Genomic DNA, 25,592 nt, shown 5'->3' with positions numbered 1-25,592 from the left:
GATGACAGTCGTGGCCGCCACCTCTCTCAATCTCGTCACGCTCGGCGCTGCGCCGGTTCCGGCCGAGGCCGGTCGCCGCACGCCCGCCGAGCTCGAGGCCCTCGCCCGCGACGCCGCCGTCGCGCTCGAAGGCGCTCCCGCCGAGCAGATCGCCAAGTGGGCGACCGACACGTTCGGCGCGCGGTTCTGCGTGACGAGCTCGATGGCCGACGCCGTGGTCGCCCACCTGTTCTCCCGCGTGTCTCCCGGCGTCGACGTCGTGTTCCTCGACACCGGCCTGCATTTCCCCGAGACGCTGAAGGTGCGCGACATCGTCGCCGCCACCATGGACGTCAACGTCCGCTCGATCCGGCCGCGGATGACCGTGGGCCAGCAGGACGGCGAGTTCGGCCCCCGGCTGTTCGCCCGCAACCCCGACGAGTGCTGCTTCCTGCGCAAGGTGGAGCCGCTCGAGCGCGCCCTGGCCGACTACGACTCGTGGGCCACCGGCCTGCGCCGCGACGAGTCGCCGACCCGCGCCAACACGCCGGTGGTCGCCTTCGACGCCAAGAAGGGAAAGGTCAAGGTCAACCCGATCGCGGCCTGGACCCAGGCCGACGTCGACCGCTACGTCAGCCGGTGGAACGTGCCGGTCAACGAGCTGTTCAAGAAGGGGTACGGCTCGATCGGCTGCTGGCCGTGCACCCGGCGCACGAAGGCCGGCGAAGACCCGCGCGCGGGCCGCTGGGCCATGTTCGAGAAGACCGAATGCGGCCTGCACGTCTGAGCGTCGTCCTGGTGGCGCATGGCAGCCGTGACCCGCGGGGCGCGGCTGCCACGTCGGCGCTGGCGCGCGCGGTGCGCCGGTCGCGGCCCGCGTGGGACGTCCACGTGGCCTACCTCGATCACGCTGGGCCCCGCCCGCTGGACGTGCTGGCCTCGTTGCCGGGGCGCCGGGCCGTGGTGGTGCCGTTGCTGCTGACGAAGGCGTACCACGGCCGGGTCGACATCCCCGCGGTGCTCGCGGCGGCCTCTGATCTGCCGATCACGGTCACCCTGGCCGACGTCCTGGGCCCGGCGGCGTCCTTCCCCGCGCCGGAGGTTCCGTCGCTGCTTCTCGACGGTCTGGTGCGACGGCTGCGCGCTTGCGGCCCTTCCGGCGCTGTTTCCGCCCTCGACGCCGTGGTGCTGGCGGCGGCCGGCACCCGCGACCCGGCCGCGCGCGCGACGGTCGAATGGGCCGCCGACGCCCTCAGTGCGCGCCTGAGCCTTCCGTGCGCCGTGGCCTACGCCTCGGCCGCCCCGCCGCTCCCCGGCGCCGCTGTGGATCTCCTGAGGGCCTCCGGCGCCCGCCGGATCGGCGTCGCGTCCTACTTCCTGGCGCCGGGCTATCTGTACGACCTCGCGGCCCGCTCGGCGCTCGAGGCCGGCGCGGTCGCGGTGGCCGAGCCATTGTCCGATGCGCCGGAATTGGCGCGTCTGGTGGCCGTTCGCGTCGACGAGAGCCTTCTCAGCGTCTCCGCCGCCGCCTGACCGTCCACTTTCGTAGCGGAGTGTGACCGGCCCATCAGGCTCCGGTGTCTACAACGGAGGGTGATCCGGTGGGGACTATTCGTTTGCGCGGGAACGCAATTTCGAGATCATTTCGCCAATCTCGATGAAACCCAACGTGATCGAATTCGCGCTCTCCGGAAGCTCTCAGGAATCTGCGCTCTCCGTAATCGCGTCAGAACAGCAAGACGCCCCGGTGCCGATCGGCCCGGGGCGCAAATGCTTCGAGGGGATTGGTTCAGGCGGTAGGAGCGCCGACCCGCAGGCCGCCACGACGCTTGACGGCGCGCCGTTCGTCTTCGCTCATCCCGCCCCAGACGCCGGCGTCCTGACCGGACTCGAGTGCCCACGAGAGGCATTCCTCGGTCACGGGGCACCGCCGGCACACGGCCTTGGCCTGCTCGACCTGCAGGAGCGCGGGGCCGGACGTCCCGATCGGGAAGAACAGCTCCGGGTCCTCGTCGCGGCAGATCGCATCGTGACGCCAGTCCATGGCGGCAACACTCCTTGTTTCGGATTGGGGTTGATAAAACGCGTGCTGGGTTTACCTATGCGTGCGCGGTGGCGACCGTCGGGCGCAAGGCCCGTCTGATCGCCGTGGCGTCAGCAAGCTTTTGGTGTTACTGGGAGCCGTTCGGCGCTTCTGGATTAGGAACGCGCGCAAGCAGCAACCGGTTACTTCTTATCGCTTGTGAATGCTTTCACGAACTCTCGCGATGTCAAGGGTAGCGGCGGAATTTTCTCCCGGCGGGTGAGCTGGCTCACGACCCCTTTGCCCGGTTCTGGGCGTACTGCCAGAGCCGGATGACCAACGCTCCCATCAATGTAGTACGGTCCAGGCCCTCTTGCCGACCTTTTGCCCGTCTTTCTGTAACGGATCGTGATGGACGTGCCTGATCGCCCGTTGGTGGGGGTACCCGATCGTCAGCAGATCACGCGCAGCGCCTCGGGGACGGACACGAAGTGCACCTTCTGCCGTTCCCCTAAGTAGTCGCCGTCGAGCTGAAAGGCCTGCGGCCTATTCGCCACCACCGTGAACTCGTCCTGGTCATGCAGGTGCAGCACCTGCTTGCCGTGCGGATCGCCCTTGCGGGTGGCGAGCTGCGCGAGCGTACGTGTGGTGGACGTCACGGCCAAACGCCGCATAGCGAGCACGTCGAGGCCGCGGTCGAAGGAGGCGCTCGGGTTCGGGTTGATCGGACGGTCGCCCAGATAGGTCCAGGGGGCCGTGTTCTGCACGATCACCGTGCCGAGGTCGACCTCGCTCGGCTCGCCGGGCCGCTCGATGGCCAGCGGCGGGACCTTGCGATCGTCGCCCACGACGAACTGGCCGATGATCGAGCGGAAGTAGAGCGAGGGCGTCGACTTGCGGCCACGCAGCCGGGCCTGCTCGACCCGGCGCACCACGGCCGCGTCGAGCCCGACGCCGGCTGCGAAGGTGAAGTAGCGGTCGTCGGCGCGGCCCAGGCCGATCACCCGGTGCCGGCCGTCGCGCAGCGCCTCGAGGATCACGCTGGTGCCGTCGACCCAGTCGCGGGGCAGGCCGAGCGCGCGGGCGAAGACGTTCGTCGATCCGCCGGGCACCACGGCCAGGGCGGGCAACGCGTTGGCCCACGGGCCGGAGATGCCCTCGAGGGCGACCCGCGCGGTCATCAGGCCGTTGACCGCCTCGTTGACGGTGCCGTCGCCGCCCAGGGTCACGACGACATCGACGCCGCTCTCTGCGGCGGCGCGCGCCAGCGACGCCGCGTGCCCGCGGCGGGTCGTGTATTCCACGGTCAGGTTGACCGCGCTGCGCAGGGCTCGCACCAGGACGTCGCGGCTGCGCTCGCTCGTGGTGGTGGCTTTGGGATTAACCACCAGTAACGCTCGCATGCGCGGGACTGTACCTGCTGGAAGGCCTGCGAGCTGTCGGTATGGTGCTCGAGTGACCGGTGAGAATGCAGTCGTTGACAAACCCGCCAGCCTGATATGGGCGGTGCGGCTGCTCTATCTCGAGACCGCCGGTCTGGCCGCGCTCACGGTCTGGCTGGTCGTCCTCGACATCACCCGCAACGTTCCCGAGATCGCGGTGGCCATCGCGCTGACCGTGCTGGCCGCCCTCGGCGCCGGCGGCGTTTTCCTCGTGGGCCGGTCGCTCGACCGCCGCTCGCTGCACGCCCGCGGGCCGGCCATCGTCGTGCAGCTGTTCGTCATCGCCGCCGGGGGCTTCCTGATCCAGGTGCATCCGGTCTGGCTGGGCGTGGTGCTGATGGCTCTTGGCGTACTCGTCGGGGTCTTGATCGTTCTTCCGTCGACCACGCGAGCGCTCGGCGTCGATTAATCGCCCTCACGCGGCGACCTAGGGCCTACCCTGTGTAGGTGACCGGATCAACGGTGCGACCGCCCGCCTATCAGGTATTGGCCGACGAGCTACGCGCAGACATCACGTCGGGCCGGCTTCAGCCGGGCGAACGGCTCCCACCCGAGCCTGAGCTGTGTGTGAAGACCGGGGTGAGCCGCAGCACAGTGCGGGAGGCGTTGCGGCTGCTGGCCAGCCAGCACCTCATCGTGACGACGCGCGGCGTGACCGGTGGCAGCTTCGTCTCCCACCCCGACGCCGAACAGCTCGCCGACGGTCTGGTCGCCGGCTTCACGCTGCTCTCCAACTCGGCCGCCGTGGGCCTCGCCGACATGCTCGAGCTGCGCCGGGCCCTCGAGATCCCGGCCGCCGAGCTCGCCGCGGCGCGCCGCACCGACGACCACCTTCTCGAGATCCGCAGCGCGCTGTTCGATCCGGCGGTCGACGGCTTCGACACGATGCTGGCGGCCCATGCGGCGTACCACATGGCGGTGGCCAAGGCGACCGGCAACCCGCTGTTCGAGCTGGTGGTGCGTCCGCTGTACCACGCCTCGTTCGGCGAGGACGTGACCGGCGTGCTGCCGCCCGACTACTGGTCGCACATCGACGCCGACCATCGGGAGCTGCTCGACGCGCTGGCGTCGGGCGATCCGATCGCGTCGGCGCGGGCCGCGACCCGGCACCTCGACTACATCGTGGCGAGCACCCGCGAGAAAGAGATCACCCTTCGGTACGGCGTGTGAGCAGGCGGATCGTCGCGCGCTGACCACTCGCCTCGGCCGACGCCGAGGTGGTCAGCGCGGTCAGCACCTTCCACGCGAAGGACGACTCGGCGGGCAGCCGCGCGCCGCGCACGGTCGTCACGCTCACCTCGACGGTCAGCGCGTCTTCGGTCACCGCGAAACGGCACTCGAGCTCGGCGCCGCGGGTGGCGATCGCGAGCAGCATCGCGCACGCCTCGTCGACGGCGATGCGAAGGTCTTCGATCTCGTCGAGCGCGAAGTGCAGGCGGGCCGCGAGGCCGGCCGTGGCGGTGCGGAGCACGCCCAGGTAACCGCCGTCGGCGGGCACGGTCAGCAGGACGACGTCGTCGCCGAGCACCGGGTCGGGGTGTGTCAGAGTCACCGTAGCCATCCTCCCAACCACAGACCCTAGCGGTTCGCCGGGGCAGCTCGCTCGGCCAGTCGGTGCAGCGGGTCGCCGGAGAGCCGGTAGGGCACCCAGTCCGAGGTGACCGTGGCGCCGATCGCGGCGTAGAACTCGGCGGCCGGGTTCCAGTCGAGCATTACCCATTCGAGGCGCTGGTAGCCCCGGCGGACGCAGACCTCGGCGAGCGCGGCCAGCAGGGCCCCGCCGGCGCCGGTGCCGCGCGCTCCCGGTCGTACGTAGAGGTCTTCGAGGTGGATGCCGGAGGTGCCGGTCCACGTCGAGAAGTTCAGGAACCACAGGGCGAAGCCGACCGGCTCGTCGTCCTCGCCGACCGCGACGTGGCCGAAGACGGTGGGCTCATCGAACAGGACCCGGGACAGCTGCCCGGTCGTCAGGTGGCACTGGTCGGCGGCGCGCTCATAGTCGGCCAGCTCGTGGGCCATCGCGACAACGGCCGGCACGTCAGTGCGACGTACCGGCCGTACGGTGGCGGCGAAGCTCACGCCTGCTTGGTCTCCCAGAAGATCTTGGAGATTTCCTCGATCTTGGCGAGGAGCTGGTCGCCGACGGCCGGGTCGAGCGAGCCCTTGGCGCCGGCGGCGCCGGCCAGCTTGGTGGCCTCGTTGAACAGCTGGTGCAGGTTCGGGTACTTCTCGAAGTGCGGCGGCTTGAAGTAGTCCGTCCACAGCACCCAGAGGTGGTGCTTGACGAGCTCGGCGCGCTGCTCCTTGATGATGATGGCCCGGGTGCGGAACTCCGGGTCGGTGTTCGCCTGGTACTTCTCCTGGATGGCCTTCACCGACTCGGCCTCGATCCGGGCCTGCGCGGGGTCGTAGACGCCGCAGGGCAGGTCGCAGTGGGCGCTGACCACGGTTCGCGGCGTGAGGAAACGCGGAAGTCGCATCAGGACTCCTCCGTAAGGGTTTGCGATGATCCGCGGTTGACACTACCCCGTACATCTCGACCGTAACGTGACGGAGGACTGATGCCTTGAGGTGGCAATTACCACTGTTCGCCGTCCTGGTGAACGGGCCCTCGATGACGCCGGCGCTGCGCTCCGGCGACGCCCTGCTGGTGCGCCGCGGCGGGCGGGTGCGGGCCGGCGACGTCGTGGTGGCGCGGTTCCGGGCCCGCCCCGACCTGCTGGTGGTCAAGCGCGCGGTCCGCGAGCAGGACGATGGCTGGTGGATCCAGGGCGACAACGTGCTGGTCGAGGACGATTCCCGCAGGTACGGGGTGGCGGATGTCATCGGCCGGGTGTTAATTCGGTACTATCCGCGCCCTGGTCGGCTAGGTTAAGGTCCAACAACCGCAGCGCGCACCCGTGCAGCGGTTCGCTACCCGGGTGATCCCCGCATCGCACTGCCGCTCGGCGCTCATTCGCGACCGAGGACCGCGCCGGTGCACCGTGTCAACGTCGATGCCGTGTGGAGTCACCGTGTCTTTCTTCAGCTTTGAGCTCGATCCCGCCCTCGCCGCCGATCCCGTCTTCGACCTGCACAAGCGGGGCAAGATGTCGATCAGTCCGACCGTTTCGCTGTCCAGCCGCGACGACCTGTCCCTCGCGTACACGCCGGGCGTCGCCCGGGTCTGCGAGGCCATCGCCGAGGACCCCGCCCTCTACCCCGACTACACGTGGACGGCCAACACGGTTGCCGTCGTCACCGACGGGTCGGCGGTGCTCGGGCTCGGCAACATCGGCCCCAAGGCCGCGATGCCGGTCATGGAGGGCAAGGCCATCCTCTTCAAGCAGTTCGGCGGCGTCGACTCGATCCCGATCTGCCTGGACACGCAGGACGTCGAGGGCATCATCGCCGCGGTGAAGGCGATCGCCCCGTCCTTCGGCGGGATCAACCTCGAGGACATCAGCGCCCCGCGCTGCTTCGAGATCGAGCGCCGGCTCGACGCCGAGCTCGACATCCCCGTCTTCCACGACGACCAGCACGGCACCGCGGTCGTCACGCTTGCCGCGCTGACCAACGCGGCCAAGCTGCTCGGCCGGCGCTTCGCCGAACTGCGCGTGGTGATCAGCGGGGCGGGCGCAGCCGGGGTCGCCATCACCCAGACCCTGATCGCGGCCGGGGTCGACGGCGCCAACGTGATCATCTGCGACTCGCGCGGCATCATCCACGCCGAGCGGGGCGACCTCACGCCGATCAAGACGGAGCTGGCCGCCACCACCAACCTCTCGGGCCGCACCGGCGGGATCGCCGAGGCCCTGATCGGCGCCGACGTGCTCATCGGTGTCTCGGGCGGCGCGATCGACGAGACGGCGCTGGCCGGCATGGCGCCGGGCGGCATCATCTTCGCGCTGGCCAACCCGACGCCCGAGGTGCCGCCGCACATCGCGCACAAGTACGCGGCGATCGTGGCCACCGGGCGCAGCGACTTCCCGAACCAGATCAACAATGTGCTGGCGTTCCCGGGGATCTTCCGGGGCGCCCTCGACTCCCGCGCCAGCACGATCACCGAGGCGATGAAGGTGGCGGCGGCCGAGGCGATCGCCGCGGTCGTCTCCGACGACCTGCGCGCCGAGGCGATCGTGCCCTCGCCGCTCGACCCGCGGGTCGCGCCGGCGGTCGCGGAGGCGGTGGCCCAGGCGGCGGCCCGCGACGGGGTGGCCCGCCGGCAGGTTCCGGCCAAGCCGGCGGCGCCGGCGCGGGCGTCCACGCTCTCGCTGCTGACGGAGTCGGACATCAACTGAGATCTCGCACGCAAAGCCCGGTGGCCTTGGCCGCCGGGCTTTGTCGTGCTCGGCGGCGGCGGTCCTCGATAGGGTCGTCGCATGCGAGCCGCCAGTGCCATCGCCGCCGATCCAGACCATCCGCTGCGTGCTCTCTCCGTCGGCGACGCGCCCGAGCCGGCGGTCCCGGACGGGTGGGTGGTCGTCGAGGTGCGCGCGGCGTCGCTCAACCACCACGACATCTGGTCGCTACGCGGCGTCGGCCTGCCGCCCGACCGGCTGCCGATGATCCTCGGGTGCGACGCGGCCGGGCTCGACCCCGACGGCAACGAGGTGGTGATCTATCCGGTCGTGGCCGACGAGGGCGATCCGCGGGGCTATTCGCTGTTCTCCGAGCGCTTCCCGGGCACGCTCGCCGAGCGGGTCGCCGTGCCGCGGGAAAACCTGATCCCCAAGCCGGCCGGGGTGTCCTTCGTGGAAGCGGCGTGCCTGCCGACCGCCTGGCTCACGGCGTTCCACATGCTGACCACGCGCGGGCGGGTCGCCGAGGGCTCGTCGGTACTGGTGCAGGGCGCCGGCGGCGGGGTGGCGACGGCGGCGGTCGCGCTCGCGCTCGCGATGGGCAAGAGGGTGTACGCGACGAGCCGCGACCCCGGCAAACGTGAGCGGATCGCCGCGGTGGGCGCCACGGCGGTCGAGCCCGGCGCCCGGCTCCCCGAGCGCGTCGACGTGGTGATCGAGTCGGTCGGCGCACCCACCTTCGACCACTCGATGAAGTGCGCGGCCCCCGGCGCCCGCATCGTGGTGTGCGGCGCGACCGGCGGCCACCTGGCCACGCTCGACCTGCGGCGCTTGTTCGCGATGCGGCTGGAGCTGCTCGGCAGCACGATGGGCACCCACGCCGAGCTCGCGTCGCTGCTCGACCTCTGCGTCGAACGTGACCTGCACCCGGTGATCGACTCGACCTACGGCTTCACGGCGGTGGCCGACGCCTTCGCCCACCTGGAATCGGGCGAGGTGTTCGGCAAGGTGGCGGTCGACTTCATCCACTAAAGGCGGTTGGCCAGTGTGCCCAGGCCGCCGCGGGTGGCGTCCCGGGGGATGCGGGCCTTGGCGGCCTGGTCGCCGTACAGGGTCCAGCGCCAGAAGTCGGTGCTCGCCGCGGCGATGACGTCGAGTTCGGCGCCCTCGGCGACGTGGCCGCCGGCGGGGAAGGTGAGGAACGCCTTGGGCCAGGTCACCGCGTCGTAGACGGCGTGACCGTCGGCGTAGTCGACCGTGCGGTCGCGTTTGCCGTGCACGAAGAGCAGGGGTGCGGCCGGGCCGGTCAATGGGGCCGCGATGACCTGCCGGCCGGCCAGGATGACGCCGGACCTGAGCCGGGTGTCCCGCCGGGCCGAGAACATTCCCAGCGTCGTCACGCCGCCCGCCGAGTGGCCGCCCGCCGCGATCCGCTGGGCGTCGACGCCGCCGCGCCGGGCGACCTCGGTGATCACATGGCTGGCGTCGAGGGGCTGGTTGAGCACGTCGATGGGGTTGAAGTCGGCCGTGGTCCCGGCGGTGTAGGGATAGGACGGCGCCGCGACCACGAAGCCCGCCCGGGCCCACGCCGTGAGCAGCTCGGCGTAATCCTCGGGGACGGCGTTGAGCCCGTGGCTGAAGAGGATCAGCGGGTACGGACCGCCGGCGGCCGGCCGCCAGATCGTCGTGGGCAGCGGACGGTCCTTGCCGCGGGCGAGGGAGAGCTGCTGGGTCCGCACCGCGAAGGTCCCGGTCGGCGCCCTGCCCACCGGCACCGGACCCGCCTGGCCCGATTGCGCCGTCCCCGGCCCGCCGGCGCCCGACTCGCCCGCGCCGGGCTGGTCGGGCGCCGATCGGCTGGGCGGTGGATGGCTGGACGGTGACTGACTGGGCGACGGCGGGGTGCGCGGTGCCCCGGGCGCGCGCGTGGCGGTGCACGCGCCGAGAGCGGCCGTTGCGGCCGTCGCCGCCAGACCCTTGATCACCGTACGCCGATGCACCCGGCCCATTCTGCCGCCGGCCACGGGGAAGGGGCCCGTCGAGGAGTTCAGTTCACGGTAAGGCCGGCAGGGTAAACGGTGCGCGGAAGGCTGCGGCGGCCGGATTCGTCGCCCTCGAGGGTCCAGCGCAGGAAGGCGGTCACCGAATACCGCATGAGGTCGTAGCCGCTGTCGCCGGGACGCAGGTAGGTGGCGTGCGAGTTGTGCTGCATCAGCAGGTACGACTTGGGCCAGGGAACACGGGCGAAGAGCCGGCGGCTGGCGGCCACCCGCACGATCGGGTCGGAGGTGCCCTGGAGGAACAGCATCGTCGCGGGCGGCCCGGCGAACGCGCCCTTCGCCGCCCAGCCCGCCATGATGACGCCGGCGCGCAGCCGCGGGTCGTGGCCGGCGTTGAGCAGCCCGGTGGTGGTGTAACCGCCGGCCGAGTGCCCGACCACGGCGATGTGGTCGGTGTCGATGCGGTGCCACAGCGGGTCGCCCGGGGTGAGGTCGAGCGCCCGCACCCGGGCCAGCACGTAGCGGGCGTCGGCGGGCTGGTTGACGATGTCCGGCCGCCGGAAGTCGTCGGTGAACTCGCTCGTGTGCGGGAAGGTCGGCGCGGCCACCACGAACCCGGCGGCGGCCCAGGCGGCCAGCGCGTCGGCGTAGCGCTCGGGCGAGCCGCTCAGCCCGTGACAGAAGAGCACCAGCGGAAACCGTCCCTCGGCCGGCGGCCGGGCCTTCCACCGCAGCTTCCCCTGCACGACCTTCACCCGCTTCTTCGCGGGCTTCCCGCGCGCGCCGGCAACGCGCGCACCGGAAGCCCGCGCGCCGGAAGCCCGCGCGCCGAAGACCCGCGCGCCGAAGACCCGCTCGCCCGGTGAGCGCTTGGCAGCGGCCCCGATGTCCCAGACTCCGGCCAAGGCCGTTTCGCCGGTGGGGGGCGTCTTCGCCGCCACCGGGTAGAAGACCAGGGTGGGCAGCGGCCGGTCGCCGCCCCGCTCCAGGTGAAGGATGCGAGCGCCCACCGCGTAGGTGACGTGCTCGACGGGTGGCGGAATCACGGCGGCAGGCCGGGGCAAAGGCGGCGCCGCGGCCTCCCGCGAGGACGAGGACGAGGCGGGACCGAAGCAGCCGGCGGCCGTGAGCGCTACGACGAGCGCGACCGCCAGACCGCCCGCCCGCCCCCGCATCCCCATGATCCGAAGCTACGGCGCAACGCGCCCACGAAGGGGTGAAATCGCCAGACCGGGTGCATTCCTCCTGGTACGCGTCATGCCAAGCCGGCAAGACGATGCGGTGCGGTGGTCAGCCGACGAGCGTCTTTTCGCTATGGTCTTGCCCATGTCTGAGAACAGCGTCGATCCGAGCGGCAACACCGAGGCCTTCCGAGCCTTTCAGAGCGCCCCGGCCGAGCCCGCACCCACCACTACTTCCAAGACCCCGCTGATCGTCACCGGCGTGGCCGTCGCCGTGGTGCTCATCGCCGTCATCGTCTGGCTGGCGGCTTAAAGACCTAGCGCGGCCCTCGACTGGTTCGCGATCTCCAGCTCCTCATCGGTCGGCACGACGCACACCGCCACCGGCGAGCCGTCGGGAGAGATGAACGTGTCGCCCGCCGCGTTGCGCGCCGGGTCGACCGCGATGCCCAGCGCCTCCAGGCCCGACAGCGACTCGCCGCGGACGTCGGGGGAGTTCTCGCCCACGCCCGCGGTGAAGGCGATCGCGTCCACCCGCCCGAGGACGGCCAGGTAGGCGCCGACGTACTCCCGGATGCGCCGGGTGTAGACGTCGAAGGCCAGCTTCGCCACCGGCTCGCCCTCGGCGCGTCGCCGCAGCACCGCCCTCAGGTCGTTCTCGCCGGTCAGCCCCAGCAGCCCCGCCTGACGGGTCAGCGACCGCTCGATCTCCTCGATCGGCATGCCGGCCACCCGGTGCAGGTGGAACACGACCGTCGGGTCGATCTCGCCGCTGCGCGTGCCCATCACCAGCCCGCCCTGCGGCGACATCCCCATCGACGTGGCCACGCTCTGCCCGCCCTGGACCGCGCAGGCGCTGGCGCCGTTGCCCAGGTGCAGGGTGATCACGTTGGTGTCCGCCACCGGGCGCCCCAGCAGCGAAGCGGTGCGGCGGGATACGTACGCGTGTGAGGTGCCGTGAAACCCGTATCGCCGGATCTGCCAGCGCGACGCCAGCGAGGCGTCGATCGCCCACGTCACGCCGGCGGGCGGGATCGTGGCGTGGAACGCCGTGTCGAAGACCGCGACCTGCGGCACGTCGGGGAGCAGCTTGCGAGCCACCTCGATGCCGCTCAGCGCCGCCGGGTTGTGCAGCGGCGCGAGCGGGATCAGCGCCTCGATCCGCGACGTCACAGCGTCGTCGATGACCGTGGCCGAGGTGAACTCGGGGCCGCCGTGCACGACCCGGTGACCGACGGCGGCGAGGCCGTCGAGGTCGGTGTCGGACATGATGCGCTGCAGCGCGGCCCGATGGTCGGCGGCATCGCCCCCGGACTCGCCGATCCGCTCGATCAGCCCCTTCGCGACCGTGCCGGCGCCGTCGAAGAGACGGTATTTCACCGACGAGGATCCGCAGTTGAGCACCAGAGCCCGGGTCATCGCACCGCCGCCTGAATCGCCGTGATCGCCACCGTGTTGACGATGTCCTTGACCGTCGCGCCGCGGGACAGGTCGTTGACCGGCCGCCGCAGCCCCTGCATGACCGGCCCGACCGCGACCGCCCCGGCCGAGCGCTGGACCGCCTTGTACGTGTTGTTCCCCGTGTTCAGATCGGGGAACACGAAGACCGTCGCCTTGCCCGCGACCTCGCTCGACGGCAGCTTCGTGGCCGCCACCGCGGGGTCGACCGCCGCGTCGTACTGGATCGGTCCCTCCACCGGCAGGTCGGGCCGCCGCGAGCGCACCAGGGCCGTCGCCGCCGCGACCTTCTCGACATCGGCCCCCGCGCCGGAGCTGCCGGTCGAGTAGGAGAGCATCGCCACCCGCGGCTCGACGCCGAAGGCCGCCGCCGTACGCGCCGAGGAGAGCGCGATGTCGGCCAGCTGCTCGGCGTCCGGGTCGGGGTTGACCGCGCAGTCGCCGTAGACGAGCACCCGGTCGGCGAGCAGCATGAAGAACACGCTGGAGGCGACCGAGACGTCGGGGGTCGTCCGGATGATCTCGAAAGCGGGCCGGATCGTGGCCGCGGTCGTGTGGTTGGCCCCGGAGACCATGCCGTCGGCGAGCCCCTCGGCGACCATCATCGTGCCGAAGTAGTTGACGTCGCGGACCACGTCGTACGCCAGGTCGAGCGTCACGCCCCTCTTCTTGCGCAGCTCGGCGTAGCGCGCGGCGAACCGGTCGCGCCACTCGCTGGTCTCGGTGTCGACCAGCCGCGCGCCGCCGATCGAGACGCCGAGCTCGCGGGCCCGGCGGGTGATCTCGGCCGGGTCGCCGAGCAGCGTGAGGTCGGCGACGCCCCGGCGCAGCAGCGTCTCGGTGGCCCGCAGGATGCGCTCGTCGGCGCCCTCGGGCAGCACCAGGTGGCGGCGATCGGCGCGGGCGCGGTCGATCAGGTCGTTCTCGAACATGAGCGGAGTTACCCGGGCCGAGCGGGCGACGTCGAGCAGGCGGGTCAGTTCGGCGGTGTCGACGCTCTCCTCGAACGCGCCGATCGCCGCCTCGACCTTGCGCGGGGTGCGGGTGCTCAGCCGGGCCTCGATGCGGTCGGCCGAGGCGATCGTGTGATAGCTGTCGGTCGGCACGACCAGCATCGCCAGGCCCGTGTTGAGCCGCTCGATCACCGCGACGGCACGCGGGTCGGGGAACTCGCCGAGGGTCAGCACCAGGCCGGACAGCGTGACGTTGCCGGCGGCGTGCGCGGCGCTGGCGGCGACCAGCAGGTCGGCCCGGTCGCCGGGGGTGATCAGCAGCGCGCCGTCGGTCAGGTGCTCGAGCAGGGTCGGCACGTGGGCGGCGCCGACGACGTAGTCGAGCACATCGCGGTCGAGGGCGCTGTCGCCGCCGGTGACCACGGTGGCGCCGAGCGCGGCGGCCACCTCGGCCACGGTCGGCGCGGCCACCGCCGGAACCTCGGGGATCGCCCAGGTCGGCACGGACAGCCCGGCGGCCGGTAGCGAGACGCCGGCGGGGACCCGGTTGGCGATCACGGCGAGCACGGTCGCCCCGAGGTCGGTCAGCGAGTGGTACGCGCTGCGGGCGGCCGCCCCGAGCGTCTCGTCGTTGCGCCCCTCGCCGCTGATCACCGGAATCACGACGCTGCCGAACTCGGTCGCCAGACGAGTGTTGAAGGCCAGCTCGCGCGGCATCTTGTCGTCGGAGGCAGCGGGGCCGCCCGCGAAGTCGCTGCCGATCACCACGACCGAGGCGCAGCGCCGCTCGACCTCGCGGTAGCGCTCGACGATCCGGCCGATCAGCTCCTCCCACTTGCCGTCGGAGATCAGCGAGCCGGCCACGGCCGCGGTCACCCCGTAGGCATCGGCGTAGGGCGCCATCACCGGATATCGCTCGGTGAGCAGGGAGAGCAGCGGGTCGTCGCCGGACCCGGGGAGCAACGGCCGGAACACGCCGATGCGCGCCACCTGCCGGGAGAGGAGCTCGACCAGACCGAGCGCGACGGTGCCCTTGCCGACACCCGGGCCCAGCCCGGCCACATAGACGCTTCGTGCCACGTCCTCAACCTACCGGCCGCACGATGAACGCCACCGGGTAGGAAGTCCCTACAGCATGTGTCTCAGGTAGCTCTCCGGCGACGTGAGGAAGAGCCGCCACCGCGCGGTCAATTCAAGATCATCCCATTGCGTACGCCGAATGCCGTGCTCCCCGAGCTCGAGGATCGTCGCGCCCGGCAGCGCGGTGAGCAACGGCGAATGCGTCGCGACCACGACCTGCGCCCCGGCCAGGCGCAGCTTGTCGAGATGGGCCACCAGCCGCAGCGTCGACGTGAACGACAGCGGCGCTTCCGGCTCGTCCATGAGGTAGAAGCCGTACCCCCGGAACTTGCGCTCCAGCAGGGTGAGGAAGCCCTCGCCATGGCTGCGCTCGTGCAGGTCGTAGTCGGGGGAGTCGGGCAGGTTCTCGAGGTACGTGTACAGCCCGTGCATCGTCTCGGCCCGCAGGAAGTAGGAGTTGACCCGCTTCCCCGGTGTCCGAGTCACCCGCAGGACGTCGGCCAGGGAAGACTCGGTCAATCGGGTGGAATGCATCGCCCCGCGCGAGCCGCCCTCGAGGTTCAGCCCGGTCACCCCCGCCAGCGCCTCGACGAGCGTGGACTTGCCCGACCCGTTCTCCCCGACCAGAAACGTGACCCCGGCCGGGATGTTGAGCCCATGGGAAAGCACCGCGTCGACCGCGGGTATGCGCGCCCACCAGGCCTTCGGGTCGACCGTGACGCCCGGCGCCCGCTCTATCCGGCGCAGGGGGCGCGGCGAGTCACTCCTCGTCATCCTCGTCGTCGCGGGCCAGCCAGGTGGCGAACCGCTCGATCGGCGTCTCGAACTCCGGGTTCAGGTCGACGAACGTCCGCAACTGTGCGCCCAGCCACTCGAGCGTCACGGTCTCTTCCCCGCGCCGGTCGACCAGCTCCTCGATGCCCCGATCGGTGAAGTACACGAATCCCTCCAAGATGAAAGGGGCGCCGAAGCGCCCCTTCCCCAGTGAACTGTTACGGGCGCGGAAGAGCCGCCTCGATCAGCGCCGACTGCTCGGCGTCGTGCATCTTGGCCGACCCGACCGCCGGAGCTGCCGCCGCCGGGCGCGAGATGCGCCGCAGCCGCACGCCCTCGAGGTGCTCGAGCAGGTTGAGCGCCACGAACGACCAGGCGCCCTGGTTGGCCGGCTCCTCCTGGACCCAGGCGAAGTCCTCGGCGTTCGGGTACTGCGCCAGGATCGCCTTGAGCTCGGACACCGGCAGCGGGTAGATCTGCTCCATCCGGATGATCGCGGTGTCGGTGATGCCGCGCTCGGCCCGGGCCTGGAACAGGTCGTAGTAGACCTTGCCCGAGCAGAGCAGCACCCGCTGGACCGACGAGTTCGCCAGGGGCGTGCCGTTGATCCCGGCGTCGCCGATCACCGGCTGGAACGTGCCGTTGGTGAAGTCGGCCACCGGGGAGGTCGCCAGCTTGTGCCGCAGCAGCGACTTGGGCGAGAACACCACGAGCGGCTTGCGCTTGCCCGACAGGGCCTGGCGGCGCAGCAGGTGGAAGTAGTTCGCCGGGGTGGTCACGTTCGCCACCCGCATGTTGTCTTGCGCGCAGAGCTGGAGGAACCGCTCGGGCCGGCCGGACGAGTGGTCGGGGCCCTGGCCTTCCTGGCCGTGCGGGAGCAGCAGCACCAGCGACGACTGCTGGCCCCACTTCACCTCGCCGGAGGAGATGAACTCGTCCACGATCGACTGGGCGCCGTTCGCGAAGTCGCCGAACTGGGCCTCCCAGAGGACCAGCGCGTCGGGGTTCTCCACCGAGTAGCCGTACTCGAAGCCCATGGCCGCGTACTCGGAGAGCAGCGAGTCGTGGACGAAGAACCGGGCGTTGCCGGTGGTCAGCGACGTGAGCGGCAGGAAATCTTTGCCGGTCTGCGAGTCGACGATCGACGCGTGCCGGGAGACGAACGTGCCCCGCCGCGAGTCTTGCCCGGCGAGCCGGACGGTGATGCCCTGGCCGAGCAGCGAGCCGAACGCGACCAGCTCGCCGAACGCCCAGTCGATGCCGCCCTCGTTGGCCATCTTGGCGCGCCGCTCGAGCAACTGCTGGACCCGCTTGTGCGGGGTGAAGCCCTCGGGCAGCTCGATGTGCGCCTGGCCGACCGAGCGCAGGGCGGCCACGTCGATCGCGGTGTCGACCTGCGGGTCGGGCTGTTCGGAGATGACCCGTGGCCGCGGCGGGGTGCCGGCCGCGTCGCGGGTGGCCTTGAAGACCTGCTCGAGCTGGGACTGGTAATCGCGCAGCTGTTCCTGGGCGTCGTCCACGGTGATGTCGCCGCGGCCGATCAGCTCCTCGGTGTACAGCTTCCGCACCGAGCGCTTGGTGTCGATGATCTGGTACATGCGCGGGTTGGTCATCGAGGGGTCGTCGCCCTCGTTGTGGCCGCGCCGGCGGTAGCAGACCATGTCGATGACGACGTCCTTGTTGAACGCCTGCCGGTACTCGAAGGCCAGCTTGGCGACCCGCACGACGGCCTCGGGGTCGTCGCCGTTCACGTGGAAGATCGGCGCCTGGATCATGCGGGCCACGTCGGTCGAGTACATCGACGAGCGGCTGTACTCGGGCGCCGTGGTGAAGCCGACCTGGTTGTTGACGATCACGTGGACCGTGCCGCCGGTGCGGTAACCGCGCAGCTGGGAAAGGTTGAGCGTCTCGGCGACCACGCCCTGGCCGGCGAACGCGGCGTCGCCGTGCACCAGCAGCGGCAGCACCGTGTAGCCGTGCAGGCCCAGGTCGAGGCGGTCCTGCTTGGCCCGGACGATGCCCTCGAGAACCGGGTCGACGGCCTCGAGGTGGGACGGGTTGGCCACCAGGCTGATCGTGGTGGCGTGCTCGCCGTCGGGCGTCGTGTACTTGCCGGTCTGGCCGAGGTGGTACTTGACGTCGCCGGAGCCGTGGGCCGACTTCGGGTCCATCTGACCCTCGAACTCGTAGAAGATCTTCTCGTACGGCTTGCCGACGATGTTGGCCAGCACGTTGAGCCGGCCGCGGTGGGCCATGCCGATGACCATCTCGTCGAGGCCGGCCTCGGCCGAGGACTGCAGCACCGCGTCGAGCAGCGGGATCAGCGACTCGCCGCCCTCCAGCGAGAACCGCTTCTGCCCGACGAACTTGGTCTGCAGGAAGGTCTCGAAGGCCTCGGCGGCGTTGAGCCGGTTGAGGATGTGCTTCTGCTCGTCCTGGTCGGGCTTCGCGTACTTGATCTCGATGCGGTCCTGGATCCAGCGCCGTTCCTCGGGGCCCTGGATGTGCATGTACTCGATGCCGACCCGGCGGCAGTAGGTGTCGCGCAGCACGCCCAGCACGTCGCGCAGCTTCATGCGCTGCTTGCCGGCGAAGCCGCCGACCGGGAACGTGCGGTCGAGGTCCCACAGGGTCAGGCCGTGCTGGAGAACGTCGAGGTCGGGGTGGCGGCGGATCTCGAACTCGAGCGGGTCGGTGTCGGCCATCAGGTGGCCTCGCACCCGGTACGCGTGGATCAGCTCGACCACCCGCGCGGCCTTGTCGATCTGGCCCTCGGAGGTGCGGGCGACATCGCGCACCCAGCGCACCGGCTCGTACGGGATCCGCAGCGAGGTGAAGATGTCGTCGTAGAAGCCGTGCTCGCCGAGCAGCAGCGCGTGCATCACCTTGAGGAACTCGCCGGACTGCGCGCCCTGGATGACCCGGTGGTCGTAGGTGCTGGTCAGCGTGGTGACCTTGCTGACGCCGATCTCGGCGAGGGTGTCGTCGCTCATCCCGGCGTTCTGGGCCGGGTACTCCATGGCGCCGACGCCGATGATCGCGCTCTGCCCGGTCATGAGACGCGGGATGGAGTGGACCGTGCCGATGCCGCCGGGGTTGGTCAGCGAGATCGTGGTGCCGGTGTAGTCGTCCATGGTCAGCTCGTTGCGGCGGGCCCGCCGGACGACGTCCTCGTACGCCTGCCAGAACTTGCGGAAGTCCATCGTCTCGCAGTTCTTGATGGACGGGACGACCAGCGTGCGGGAGCCGTCCTTCTTCGCCAGGTCGATGGCGATGCCGAGGTTGATGTGCTCGGGCTGCACCAGCGTGGGCTTGCCGTCGACCTCGGCGAACGAGTTGTTCATCTCGGGGTGGCTGACCACGGCGCGGACCAGGGCCCAACCGATGAGATGGGTGAAGCTGACCTTCCCGCCGCGCCCGCGGGCGAGGTGGTTGTTGATCACGATGCGGTTGTCGACCATCAGCTTGGCCGGGACGGCGCGGACCGAGGTCGCGGTGGGCACCTCGAGCGAGGCGTCCATGTTCTGCACGATCTTGGCGGCGACGCCGCGCAGCGTGGTGACCTTGGCGCCCTCGGCGACCTTGCCGTTCGAGGAGGCCGGCGTCGGCGCCGGCTTGGCGGCCGGCGCGGGCTTGGGAGCAGGCTTCGCAGTTTCCGGGACGGTCGGCTTGACCGGGGCCACGGTCGAGGCCGCGGGCGCGTCGGTGCCGGCGCGGGCCGCCGAGGCGGTCGCGTTGGCCGCCTTCGCCTCGTCGGGCGTGACGATCGAACCCGTGGCCATCGCCGGCTTGTAGTCGGCGAAAAAGTCGTGCCAGGCCGGGTCGACGCTCGTGGGGTCGGCCAGGTACCGCTGGTACATCTCGTCGACGATCCACTCGTTGGGACCGAAGTCCGCGAGTGGGTTGTCACGCGAAGTCTGCTGGGTCGACACTTTCGTGTTCGCCTCTTTCACCGTGTTTGTCAGCACGCGACTGGCTCGTCACATGGGACGGGAAGAATTCGGTGTCCAGGCTACGCCGTCCCGGGGCATGGCTCGTCGCCGCGTCGGGTGTCCGAACGCGGAAACCTTTAGTTGAGCCTTCAGTCTTCTCATGGGGTGGCGGGTGGGGGCGGTTGGACGGGGTTAACTGATATCGCGACGCTTTGTGATCAGCGTACCGACCACGCCGGCGACCGCCGCGTAGCCGATCAACACGGCGGCGCCGACCCAGCGCGGAGGGTTACCGGGAAGCTCGGTTCCGGAGAGCATCAGCTGCGAGGCGGTCGTCGGCACCAGGACCTGGAGGTTCTCGAACCACTGGGCCACGTAGTTGGTGAGCAGCGCGAAGATCACCTGGAACACCGAGGTGCCGATCGTATAGACGATGCCGAGGATCAGCGTCGCCGCCAGCTGACTGCGAATGAGCACGCCGAGGCCGACTCCCAGCACCGCCCACAGCACGAAGGCCAGCGCGTTGAGCCCGATGGATCGCCAGACCGCCGGCTCACCCAGTTGGGTGGGCAGGTTCAGCGCGTCCATGATGATCGGGACCAGCAGCAGGTCGAGCAGCGTGGTGAGCGCCCAGACCAGCAGCGCCACGATGACCCCGGCGCCGAGCTTGGCCAGGATGACCGCTTCCCGCCGCGGCGTCACCAGGAACGTCGTGGTCGCGGTGAGGTGGAAGAACTCGCTGGTCACGATGATCGCCGAGAGCAGCAGGACGATCAGCACGCCCATGTACTGCCCGGTCGTGTACATGTTGGTGGCGATGTTGATCGGCAGGCTGGCCGCGTCGACCTGCGCCTGGCCGTCCGCCCCGCCGCCGTCCGCCTGGCCGCTGACCAGCGCGTACGAGCTCAGCCAGTTGAAACCGAGGCTGGCCGCGTAGAGCGGGAGCAGGATGAGGCCCATGATCCACCAGATGGCGGTGGTGCGGAGCTTGAAGAGCTCGGCGTTGACCAGTCTCATCGGATGCCCGCCATTCCGGCCGTGAGCTGAAGGAAGACCTGTTCGAGATCGCCGCGCTCGGGGGTGAGCTCGTGCAGCTCGACCGAGGCGGTGAAGGCGGCGTGCCCGATCGCGGCCGCGTCGACGCCGCTGACCAGCAGCGAGCCGTCGGGCTGCGGCGACACCGCGGCGTTGATCTTGACGAGCGCGTCGCCCAGCTCGGCGGCCTGCGGCGTGCGCACCCGCACCTGGGCGGCGCCCATCGAGCCCAGCACGTCGTCGACCGGGCCCTGCCGGATCAGCTTGCCGGCCGCCATGATCACCACGTCGTCGGCGAGCATCTGCATCTCGCCGAGCAGGTGGCTGGAGACCAGAACCGTGCGGCCCTCGGCCGCCAGCGCCTTGAGCAGGTCGCGCATCCAGCGGATGCCCTCGGGGTCGAGGCCGTTGGCCGGCTCGTCGAGCACCAGCACCCGCGGGTCGCCGAGCATGGCGGCGGCGATGCCGAGCCGCTGCTTCATGCCGAGCGAGTACCCCTTGAACTTGCGCTTGGCGGCCGGGGTGAGCCCGGTCAGCTCGAGCACCTCGTCGGCCCGGGTGTCGGGCAGCCCGGCCGCGCGGCAGACCATGCGCAGATGGTTGCGGCCGGTGCGGCCGCGGTGCGCGCTGGACGCCTCGAGGACGGCGCCGACGTGCTTGATCGGGTCGTGCAGCTCGACGTACTTGCGGCCGCCGATGGTGGCCGTGCCGGCGGTCGGTGTGACCAGGCCGAGCAGCATGCGCAGCGTGGTGGTCTTGCCGGCGCCGTTGGGCCCGAGGAACCCGGTGACCCGCCCGGATCGAACGGTGAAGCTGAGGTCGTCGACCGCGCGCAGCTTCTTGTACTGCTTGGTGAGGTGATCGACGACGATGTCGTCGGTCGCTGGCCCGCTCATCGAGGCTGCTCCCTTCGGTCCGGGCTCGGGAGGATCAACGTACTAGGCGACGGCTATCCATGTGGCCCGGGCCGCGGCCATCGGCGCGCCGCTCTCGCCGTACAGGATGGAATCGACCATGGACTTGCGACCGGAGCTCGCGGTCGGCCGGCCGGCCACGACGCAGCTCGCGCCGGGTTTGGGCAGCTCATCGACGGTGACCGCGATGCGGCCGAGCACGAACGTCCGCCCTTCGACCAGCGCGGTCCAGCCCCCGGGGCAATCGAGCGCCGCCCAGATCGTCGCCAACTCGACATCCGCCGGCACCGTCCAGGGCGCCGCCATCCGGCCGTCGCCGAGCGGTCCCGGGAAGATCCGCAGCCCGTCCGGGTGCTCGGGCCCGCACACATAGCAGGTGGGGAAGGGGTGTTCGGCGAAGCCCGGGTAGCTGCGCGAGGCCTCGACGGCCTCGGCGAATGGCACAAAAGCGGGGAATTCCGAGAAATCAGGACGATCAGCGGGCGCGAGCTGGGCGATCAAGGTCCCGCCGTCATCGCGTACGTCTTCGTGAGTCACCGAAAGCGGCGTGTCCAGCGGCGGCGGCAGCCGCAGCGTCACCTCCATCGAAGGACCGCCGGCCCGAGCCCCCGCGGCGGTGACGAACGCGCCCGCCGACCATCCCCCGTTGCCCGTGCCCGGCGGCCCGTTGAAGCGTGCCGGGATCCGGCATCCGGCCACCCCGCCCGCCGCCCTTGAACGGTCTGAAGCATCCATGATTTGAAGGCTCGCACAAGGCGTTCATTTTTCGGCCACTAATCGCCACCAAGGCCGACATTCCATCGGCAGGTGTCGCCCTTACACAGATCACATGGCAGTTCTTCTGACCGCCCCCGCATCCACCGGGACCAGCGGCTACACGTTGCTGATCGCCGACGACTCCAGCCAGGTGGCCGCCGCGCAGCGGCTGCGCCACGATGTGTTCGCCGGCGAGCTCGGCGCCCGTCTCCCCGCGACCGCGGACGGCCGGGACGTGGACGAGTTCGACGAGCACTGCGACCACCTGATCGTCCGCGACGACGAGACGGGCCAGGTGGTCGGCACCTACCGGATGCTTCCCCCCAAGGCAGCCGAGCGGGCCGGACGTCGTTACGGCGACGGCGAGTTCGACCTCAGCGGGCTGCGTCCGCTGCGCGACCAGCTGGTCGAGACCGGGCGCTCCTGCGTGCACCCCGACCACCGCACCGGCGCGGTGGTCAACCTGATGTGGGCGGGCATCGCCCGCTACCTGCACCTCAAGAACCTGCGCTGGCTCGGCGGCTGTGCCTCGGTGCCGCTGGCCGACGGCGGCGCGACGGCCGCCGGGGTCTGGGCTCGTGTGCAGTCCAAGCACCTGTCGCCGCCGGCGCTGCGGGTCAAGCCGCGGGACAACTGGCTGCTGCGCACCGAGCTGGCCGGCGACCCCAAGATGCAGCCGCCCGCGCTGCTCAAGGGCTACCTGCGGATCGGCAGCTGGGTGTGCGGCGAGCCGGCCTACGACCCCGACTTCGACTGCGCCGACTTCTACGTGCTGTTCTCGATGGACCGGCTGGACCCGCGGTACCGCCGGCACTTCCTGGGGGCGGCGCGATGATGTGGCAGCCCGTCTCCGGATGCGGTGACCAGTGCCGCGACGGCGCCGACCCGCACGCGGCACGCGGTGTCGCGATGCTGCGGATGGTGACGCTCGCCGTCGTGCTCGTCGGGGGATTTCTCCTGGTGCCGCTCCTGCGGGGCAACGCGCTGCGGGCACTGGCCCGCACGATGCTCGCGGTTCTCGGCATCAAGCTGGTCCGGCAGGGGCCAGGGCTGCGCCCGGGCAGCCTGCTCACCGCCAACCACGTCTCGTGGCTGGACATCCTGGTGCTGCTGGCGGTGGCGCCTGTCCGGCTGGTGGCGAAGGGCGAGGTCGGCGGGTGGCCGGGCATCGGCGCGCTGGCCGGTCTCTCCGGCGCGATCTTCATCGACCGGTCGCGGCCGAAGGCGCTGCCGACCACGGTGGCCGAGGTGACCGCCGCGCTGCGAGCCGGGCGGACGGTCGCGGCCTTCCCGGAGGGCACGACGTTCTGCGGCGCCGGCCAAGGCCGGTTCCGTCCGGCGCTGTTCCAGGCGGCGATCGACGCGAAGGCGCCGGTCGTCCCGGCCTCGATCCGGTACGACACCAGCGCGGCGGCGTTCATCGGCGACGACACGCTCTTCGACTCGGTACGCCGGGTGGCCGCGCTACGGTCGCTGACGGTGACCCTGGTGACCGGGCCGGCTCTGCGTCCCGCGCCCGACGCCGACCGGCGCACGCTCGCCCGTGCCGCACAGTCCTCGCTCGGCCCATCGGGGTACCGCCTGGCGGCCTGAATCTGAAAACTTTCACAGACAACTTTCAGTCGCTGTGCAGCGGGAGTGCAGCGGATTGATAAACAATGGGTCACATGGCAGCTCAGACCCAGCCCAAGCAGAGTGAGGCGAAGCTCCTCGTCGTCGAGGACGACGCCAACATCCTGGAGCTCCTTTCCGCCAGCCTGCGCTTCGCCGGGTTCGACGTCAGCACCGCCACCAGCGGCAGCGCTGCCGTCAGCGCGGCGAAGAACGCGACGCCCGACCTGGTCGTTCTCGACGTCATGCTGCCCGACCTCGACGGTTTCGAGGTCATCCGGCTCATGCGCGAGGGCGGGCAGCGCACGCCCGTGGTGTTCCTGACCGCCCGCGACGGCACCGAAGACAAGATCCGCGGCCTTACGCTCGGCGGCGACGACTACGTGACCAAGCCGTTCAGCCTCGAGGAGCTCACCGCCCGCATCCGGGCCGTGCTCCGCCGCACCACGGCCGGCGACGAGGAGCCGTCCCGCCTGGTCTTCGCCGACCTCGAGCTCGACGAGGAGACGCACGAGGTCTACCGGGCCGGCAACCGCGTGCAGCTGTCGCCGACCGAGTTCAAGCTCCTGCGCTACCTGATGCTCAACGCCAACCGCGTGCTGTCGAAGGCGCAGATACTCGACCACGTCTGGAAGTACGACTTCCGCGGTGACGACAACATCGTCGAGTCGTACATCTCCTACCTCCGGCGCAAGGTCGACAACGTTCAGCCGCGCCTGATCCACACCCTGCGCGGCGTCGGGTACGTGCTGCGCAAACCCGCCGTCTGAGCCCCCGGTGACGCTGACCGAACGAGTGCGCAGCTCCCTCCCGGCGCAGCCCAACCTGCGCCGCGTCTCGCTGCGCACCAAGCTGGTCGCGTCCGTGCTGATCCTGGTCTTCGCGGCGCTCACGCTGATCAGCCTGGCCAGCACGTACGCGCTGCACAGCTACCTGGTCTCGCGGATGGACGGGCAGCTGCGCGCGTTCGCGGCCACCTCGGTGGCGGCCCAGCGCGCCGCCGAGCTGAACATGGGCCAGCAGTACTCGGTGGTGATGCCACCCGACTTCATGGCCGCGGTGAAGTCGACGAGCGGGGTCGGCCCGGTCTTTCCCAAGAGCCTCTCCATCTCCCAGCCCGACCAGCCGCCGTTCCTGAACGACGTGGACACGATCAACTCGCACGTGGACACGCCGTACACGGTCCGCTCGAACAACGGCAAGTCCCTGTGGCGGATGCTGGTCGTCCCGTTCGACAACGGCAACTGGCTGTACGTCGGGCAGCGGATGACCGGCATCGACGAGGCGATCGCCCAGCTGGTCCGCGCCGACGTGCTGGTCGGCGTCGGGGTGCTGATCGCGCTGGCCGCGGTCGGCGCGGCGCTGGTGCGGCAGAGCCTGATCCCGCTGCTCCAGATCGAGCGCACGGCCGCCGCGATCGGCGCCGGCGATCTCTCCCAGCGCGTGCCCGACCCCGAGGACCACGACGGCGTCGAGCCCACCACCGAGCTGGGCCGGCTCTCGCGGGCGCTGAACGCGATGCTCGCCCAGATCGAGGCGGCGTTCATCGCGCGAGCCGAGTCCGAGCAGGCGGCCCGGCACGCGGCCGAGGCCGCCCAGCTCTCCGAGGCGCGGGCGCTGGCCTCCGAGGCCAAGATGCGGCAGTTCGTGGCGGACGCGTCGCACGAGCTGCGCACCCCGCTGACTACCATCCGCGGCTTCGCCGAGCTGTTCCGCCAGGGCGCCGTCACCGACTCCGAGGACGTGGCCAAGCTGGTCCGCCGGATCGAGGACGAGGCCGCCCGGATGGGCCTGCTCGTGGAAGACCTGCTGTTGCTGGCCCGGCTCGACCGGGAACGGCCGCTCAACCTCGGCCCGGTCGAGCTGCCGGTGCTCGCGCTCGACGCGGTGCAGGCCGCCGAGGCGATGGCGCCCGAGCGCGAGATCTCCCTCCAGGTGCGCGATCGACCGGACCGGCTCGTGGCGTACGGCGACGACGCGCGGCTGCGGCAGGTGATCGGCAACCTGATGACCAACGCCCTGGTGCACACCCCACCCGAGGCCAAGGTGACCCTGCGGCTGTTCGCCGAGCCCGGCAACCGGGCGGTCGTGGAGATCAGCGACACCGGGCCGGGTCTTTCCGCCGAGCAGAAGGCGCACGTGTTCGAGCGGTTCTACCGCGTCGACGAGGCGTG

At 70.7% G+C, this 25,592-nt stretch carries 27 protein-coding genes; 12 read left to right on the top strand and 15 right to left on the bottom strand.

Annotated elements, in window-relative coordinates:
- Position 1: 1 nt before the first annotated feature.
- Complete coding sequence (locus ACIA5D_RS03440; RefSeq protein WP_396028206.1) at positions 2-766, top strand: phosphoadenylyl-sulfate reductase; 765 nt, start codon at positions 2-4, stop codon at positions 764-766.
- On the top strand, positions 748-1,512 hold the full coding sequence (locus ACIA5D_RS03435; RefSeq protein WP_396028205.1) for a sirohydrochlorin chelatase: 765 nt from the start codon (positions 748-750) through the stop codon (positions 1,510-1,512). Before ACIA5D_RS03440 ends, ACIA5D_RS03435 begins: the two co-directional genes overlap by 19 nt.
- A 256-nt stretch (positions 1,513-1,768) precedes the next feature.
- On the opposite strand, the gene ACIA5D_RS03430 is transcribed toward ACIA5D_RS03435, so the two are convergent.
- Entirely contained in the window at positions 1,769-2,023 is a 255-nt protein-coding gene (locus ACIA5D_RS03430; RefSeq protein WP_093619131.1) for a WhiB family transcriptional regulator, read from the bottom strand.
- 431 nt (positions 2,024-2,454) lie between these two features.
- On the bottom strand, positions 2,455-3,405 hold the full coding sequence (locus ACIA5D_RS03425; RefSeq protein ID WP_396028204.1) for a diacylglycerol/lipid kinase family protein: 951 nt from the start codon (positions 3,403-3,405) through the stop codon (positions 2,455-2,457).
- Positions 3,406-3,457: 52 nt separating this feature from the next.
- On the opposite strand from ACIA5D_RS03425, the gene ACIA5D_RS03420 reads away from it, so the two are divergent.
- Positions 3,458-3,853 carry a hypothetical protein gene (locus tag ACIA5D_RS03420; RefSeq protein ID WP_396028203.1) on the top strand — a complete coding sequence of 132 codons (396 nt, stop codon included), beginning with the start codon at positions 3,458-3,460 and terminating at the stop codon, positions 3,851-3,853.
- Positions 3,854-3,891: 38 nt separating this feature from the next.
- On the top strand, positions 3,892-4,614 hold the full coding sequence (locus ACIA5D_RS03415; RefSeq protein ID WP_396028202.1) for a FadR/GntR family transcriptional regulator: 723 nt from the start codon (positions 3,892-3,894) through the stop codon (positions 4,612-4,614).
- On the opposite strand, the gene ACIA5D_RS03410 is transcribed toward ACIA5D_RS03415, so the two are convergent.
- From ACIA5D_RS03410 to sodN, 3 genes are read right to left on the bottom strand one after another with little or no spacing between them, the layout of a single operon-like run.
- Positions 4,592-5,005 (bottom strand): anti-sigma regulatory factor, encoded by a 414-nt coding sequence (locus ACIA5D_RS03410; RefSeq protein ID WP_396028201.1) that lies wholly within the window; start codon positions 5,003-5,005, stop codon positions 4,592-4,594. The two genes, ACIA5D_RS03415 and ACIA5D_RS03410, sit on opposite strands and share 23 nt — an antisense overlap.
- Before the next feature lie 17 nt (positions 5,006-5,022).
- A complete protein-coding gene (locus ACIA5D_RS03405) occupies positions 5,023-5,523 on the bottom strand; it encodes a GNAT family N-acetyltransferase (RefSeq protein WP_396028200.1) in 501 nt (166 codons plus the stop codon).
- Entirely contained in the window at positions 5,520-5,924 is a 405-nt protein-coding gene (gene sodN, locus ACIA5D_RS03400; RefSeq protein WP_396028199.1) for a superoxide dismutase, Ni, read from the bottom strand. Before sodN ends, ACIA5D_RS03405 begins: the two co-directional genes overlap by 4 nt.
- Before the next feature lie 86 nt (positions 5,925-6,010).
- On the opposite strand from sodN, the gene ACIA5D_RS03395 reads away from it, so the two are divergent.
- The 3 genes from ACIA5D_RS03395 (at position 6,011) to ACIA5D_RS03385 (ending at position 8,756) form a co-directional block, all read left to right on the top strand.
- On the top strand, positions 6,011-6,319 hold the full coding sequence (locus ACIA5D_RS03395; RefSeq protein ID WP_396028198.1) for a S26 family signal peptidase: 309 nt from the start codon (positions 6,011-6,013) through the stop codon (positions 6,317-6,319).
- A gap of 121 nt (positions 6,320-6,440) precedes the next feature.
- The gene (locus ACIA5D_RS03390) at positions 6,441-7,724 is read left to right on the top strand and encodes an NADP-dependent malic enzyme (protein ID WP_396028197.1); all 1,284 of its coding nucleotides are present in this window, start codon (positions 6,441-6,443) and stop codon (positions 7,722-7,724) included.
- Between the two features lie 81 nt (positions 7,725-7,805).
- Positions 7,806-8,756, top strand: coding sequence for a zinc-binding dehydrogenase (locus ACIA5D_RS03385; protein WP_396028196.1), 951 nt, complete (start codon positions 7,806-7,808; stop codon positions 8,754-8,756).
- Here the strand turns inward: ACIA5D_RS03385 and ACIA5D_RS03380 are convergent.
- Positions 8,753-9,733, bottom strand: a complete 981-nt coding sequence (locus ACIA5D_RS03380; protein WP_396028195.1) for an alpha/beta hydrolase family protein — start codon at positions 9,731-9,733, stop codon at positions 8,753-8,755. The two genes, ACIA5D_RS03385 and ACIA5D_RS03380, sit on opposite strands and share 4 nt — an antisense overlap.
- A gap of 38 nt (positions 9,734-9,771) precedes the next feature.
- Entirely contained in the window at positions 9,772-10,905 is a 1,134-nt protein-coding gene (locus tag ACIA5D_RS03375; protein WP_396028194.1) for an alpha/beta hydrolase family protein, read from the bottom strand.
- Between the two features lie 145 nt (positions 10,906-11,050).
- Between ACIA5D_RS03375 and ACIA5D_RS03370 the strand changes: the two genes are divergently transcribed.
- Entirely contained in the window at positions 11,051-11,218 is a 168-nt protein-coding gene (locus tag ACIA5D_RS03370; RefSeq protein ID WP_396028193.1) for a hypothetical protein, read from the top strand.
- Here the strand turns inward: ACIA5D_RS03370 and ACIA5D_RS03365 are convergent.
- The 8 genes from ACIA5D_RS03365 to ACIA5D_RS03330 all read right to left on the bottom strand — a co-directional run bounded on the left by ACIA5D_RS03365 (position 11,215) and on the right by ACIA5D_RS03330 (position 21,786).
- Positions 11,215-12,324 carry an acetate/propionate family kinase gene (locus ACIA5D_RS03365; protein ID WP_396028192.1) on the bottom strand — a complete coding sequence of 370 codons (1,110 nt, stop codon included), beginning with the start codon at positions 12,322-12,324 and terminating at the stop codon, positions 11,215-11,217. The two genes, ACIA5D_RS03370 and ACIA5D_RS03365, sit on opposite strands and share 4 nt — an antisense overlap.
- Entirely contained in the window at positions 12,321-14,396 is a 2,076-nt protein-coding gene (gene pta, locus ACIA5D_RS03360; RefSeq protein WP_396028191.1) for a phosphate acetyltransferase, read from the bottom strand. Before pta ends, ACIA5D_RS03365 begins: the two co-directional genes overlap by 4 nt.
- Positions 14,397-14,444: 48 nt before the next feature.
- Positions 14,445-15,170: an AAA family ATPase gene (locus ACIA5D_RS03355; RefSeq protein ID WP_396028190.1), complete on the bottom strand. Its 726-nt coding sequence runs from the start codon at positions 15,168-15,170 to the stop codon at positions 14,445-14,447.
- On the bottom strand, positions 15,157-15,336 hold the full coding sequence (locus ACIA5D_RS03350) for a DUF6104 family protein (protein ID WP_396028189.1): 180 nt from the start codon (positions 15,334-15,336) through the stop codon (positions 15,157-15,159). Before ACIA5D_RS03350 ends, ACIA5D_RS03355 begins: the two co-directional genes overlap by 14 nt.
- A 52-nt stretch (positions 15,337-15,388) precedes the next feature.
- Positions 15,389-19,102: a multifunctional oxoglutarate decarboxylase/oxoglutarate dehydrogenase thiamine pyrophosphate-binding subunit/dihydrolipoyllysine-residue succinyltransferase subunit gene (locus tag ACIA5D_RS03345; protein WP_396028588.1), complete on the bottom strand. Its 3,714-nt coding sequence runs from the start codon at positions 19,100-19,102 to the stop codon at positions 15,389-15,391.
- Between the two features lie 192 nt (positions 19,103-19,294).
- Positions 19,295-20,119 carry an ABC transporter permease gene (locus tag ACIA5D_RS03340; protein WP_396028188.1) on the bottom strand — a complete coding sequence of 275 codons (825 nt, stop codon included), beginning with the start codon at positions 20,117-20,119 and terminating at the stop codon, positions 19,295-19,297.
- On the bottom strand, positions 20,116-21,033 hold the full coding sequence (locus ACIA5D_RS03335) for an ABC transporter ATP-binding protein (RefSeq protein ID WP_396028187.1): 918 nt from the start codon (positions 21,031-21,033) through the stop codon (positions 20,116-20,118). The genes ACIA5D_RS03340 and ACIA5D_RS03335 overlap by 4 nt, the downstream gene beginning before the upstream one ends.
- A gap of 42 nt (positions 21,034-21,075) precedes the next feature.
- Positions 21,076-21,786: a hypothetical protein gene (locus tag ACIA5D_RS03330; protein ID WP_396028186.1), complete on the bottom strand. Its 711-nt coding sequence runs from the start codon at positions 21,784-21,786 to the stop codon at positions 21,076-21,078.
- Positions 21,787-21,880: 94 nt separating this feature from the next.
- Between ACIA5D_RS03330 and ACIA5D_RS03325 the strand changes: the two genes are divergently transcribed.
- The 4 genes from ACIA5D_RS03325 to ACIA5D_RS03310 all read left to right on the top strand — a co-directional run.
- Entirely contained in the window at positions 21,881-22,642 is a 762-nt protein-coding gene (locus tag ACIA5D_RS03325; protein ID WP_396028185.1) for a GNAT family N-acetyltransferase, read from the top strand.
- Complete coding sequence (locus tag ACIA5D_RS03320) at positions 22,639-23,400, top strand: lysophospholipid acyltransferase family protein (RefSeq protein WP_396028184.1); 762 nt, start codon at positions 22,639-22,641, stop codon at positions 23,398-23,400. Before ACIA5D_RS03325 ends, ACIA5D_RS03320 begins: the two co-directional genes overlap by 4 nt.
- Positions 23,401-23,474: 74 nt before the next feature.
- A complete protein-coding gene (locus ACIA5D_RS03315; RefSeq protein ID WP_396028183.1) occupies positions 23,475-24,188 on the top strand; it encodes a response regulator transcription factor in 714 nt (237 codons plus the stop codon).
- 7 nt (positions 24,189-24,195) lie between these two features.
- Positions 24,196-25,592 (top strand): sensor histidine kinase (locus ACIA5D_RS03310; RefSeq protein ID WP_396028182.1); only part of this gene is annotated, 1,397 nt, incomplete at its 3' end.

This window comes from Actinoplanes sp. NPDC051513 (assembly GCF_044454685.1).
Taxonomy (GTDB): domain Bacteria; phylum Actinomycetota; class Actinomycetes; order Mycobacteriales; family Micromonosporaceae; genus Actinoplanes.
This window is presented reverse-complemented; position numbering and strand designations above follow the sequence as displayed.

What these genes read in the sequence shown, in the direction of transcription:
- ACIA5D_RS03410 (WP_396028201.1), bottom strand. Translation starts at nt 5,005, where the DNA reads ATGGCTACGGTGACTCTGACACACCCCGACCCGGTGCTCGGCGACGAC.
- ACIA5D_RS03385 (WP_396028196.1), top strand. Translation starts at nt 7,806, where the DNA reads ATGCGAGCCGCCAGTGCCATCGCCGCCGATCCAGACCATCCGCTGCGT.
- ACIA5D_RS03430 (WP_093619131.1), bottom strand. Translation starts at nt 2,023, where the DNA reads ATGGACTGGCGTCACGATGCGATCTGCCGCGACGAGGACCCGGAGCTG.
- ACIA5D_RS03425 (WP_396028204.1), bottom strand. Translation starts at nt 3,405, where the DNA reads ATGCGAGCGTTACTGGTGGTTAATCCCAAAGCCACCACCACGAGCGAG.
- ACIA5D_RS03440 (WP_396028206.1), top strand. Translation starts at nt 2, where the DNA reads ATGACAGTCGTGGCCGCCACCTCTCTCAATCTCGTCACGCTCGGCGCT.
- ACIA5D_RS03325 (WP_396028185.1), top strand. Translation starts at nt 21,881, where the DNA reads ATGGCAGTTCTTCTGACCGCCCCCGCATCCACCGGGACCAGCGGCTAC.
- ACIA5D_RS03330 (WP_396028186.1), bottom strand. Translation starts at nt 21,786, where the DNA reads ATGGATGCTTCAGACCGTTCAAGGGCGGCGGGCGGGGTGGCCGGATGC.
- ACIA5D_RS03380 (WP_396028195.1), bottom strand. Translation starts at nt 9,733, where the DNA reads ATGGGCCGGGTGCATCGGCGTACGGTGATCAAGGGTCTGGCGGCGACG.
- sodN (WP_396028199.1), bottom strand. Translation starts at nt 5,924, where the DNA reads ATGCGACTTCCGCGTTTCCTCACGCCGCGAACCGTGGTCAGCGCCCAC.
- ACIA5D_RS03370 (WP_396028193.1), top strand. Translation starts at nt 11,051, where the DNA reads ATGTCTGAGAACAGCGTCGATCCGAGCGGCAACACCGAGGCCTTCCGA.
- ACIA5D_RS03320 (WP_396028184.1), top strand. Translation starts at nt 22,639, where the DNA reads ATGATGTGGCAGCCCGTCTCCGGATGCGGTGACCAGTGCCGCGACGGC.
- ACIA5D_RS03355 (WP_396028190.1), bottom strand. Translation starts at nt 15,170, where the DNA reads ATGACGAGGAGTGACTCGCCGCGCCCCCTGCGCCGGATAGAGCGGGCG.
- ACIA5D_RS03375 (WP_396028194.1), bottom strand. Translation starts at nt 10,905, where the DNA reads ATGGGGATGCGGGGGCGGGCGGGCGGTCTGGCGGTCGCGCTCGTCGTA.
- ACIA5D_RS03340 (WP_396028188.1), bottom strand. Translation starts at nt 20,119, where the DNA reads ATGAGACTGGTCAACGCCGAGCTCTTCAAGCTCCGCACCACCGCCATC.
- ACIA5D_RS03335 (WP_396028187.1), bottom strand. Translation starts at nt 21,033, where the DNA reads ATGAGCGGGCCAGCGACCGACGACATCGTCGTCGATCACCTCACCAAG.
- ACIA5D_RS03435 (WP_396028205.1), top strand. Translation starts at nt 748, where the DNA reads ATGCGGCCTGCACGTCTGAGCGTCGTCCTGGTGGCGCATGGCAGCCGT.
- ACIA5D_RS03365 (WP_396028192.1), bottom strand. Translation starts at nt 12,324, where the DNA reads ATGACCCGGGCTCTGGTGCTCAACTGCGGATCCTCGTCGGTGAAATAC.
- ACIA5D_RS03390 (WP_396028197.1), top strand. Translation starts at nt 6,441, where the DNA reads ATGCCGTGTGGAGTCACCGTGTCTTTCTTCAGCTTTGAGCTCGATCCC.
- ACIA5D_RS03315 (WP_396028183.1), top strand. Translation starts at nt 23,475, where the DNA reads ATGGCAGCTCAGACCCAGCCCAAGCAGAGTGAGGCGAAGCTCCTCGTC.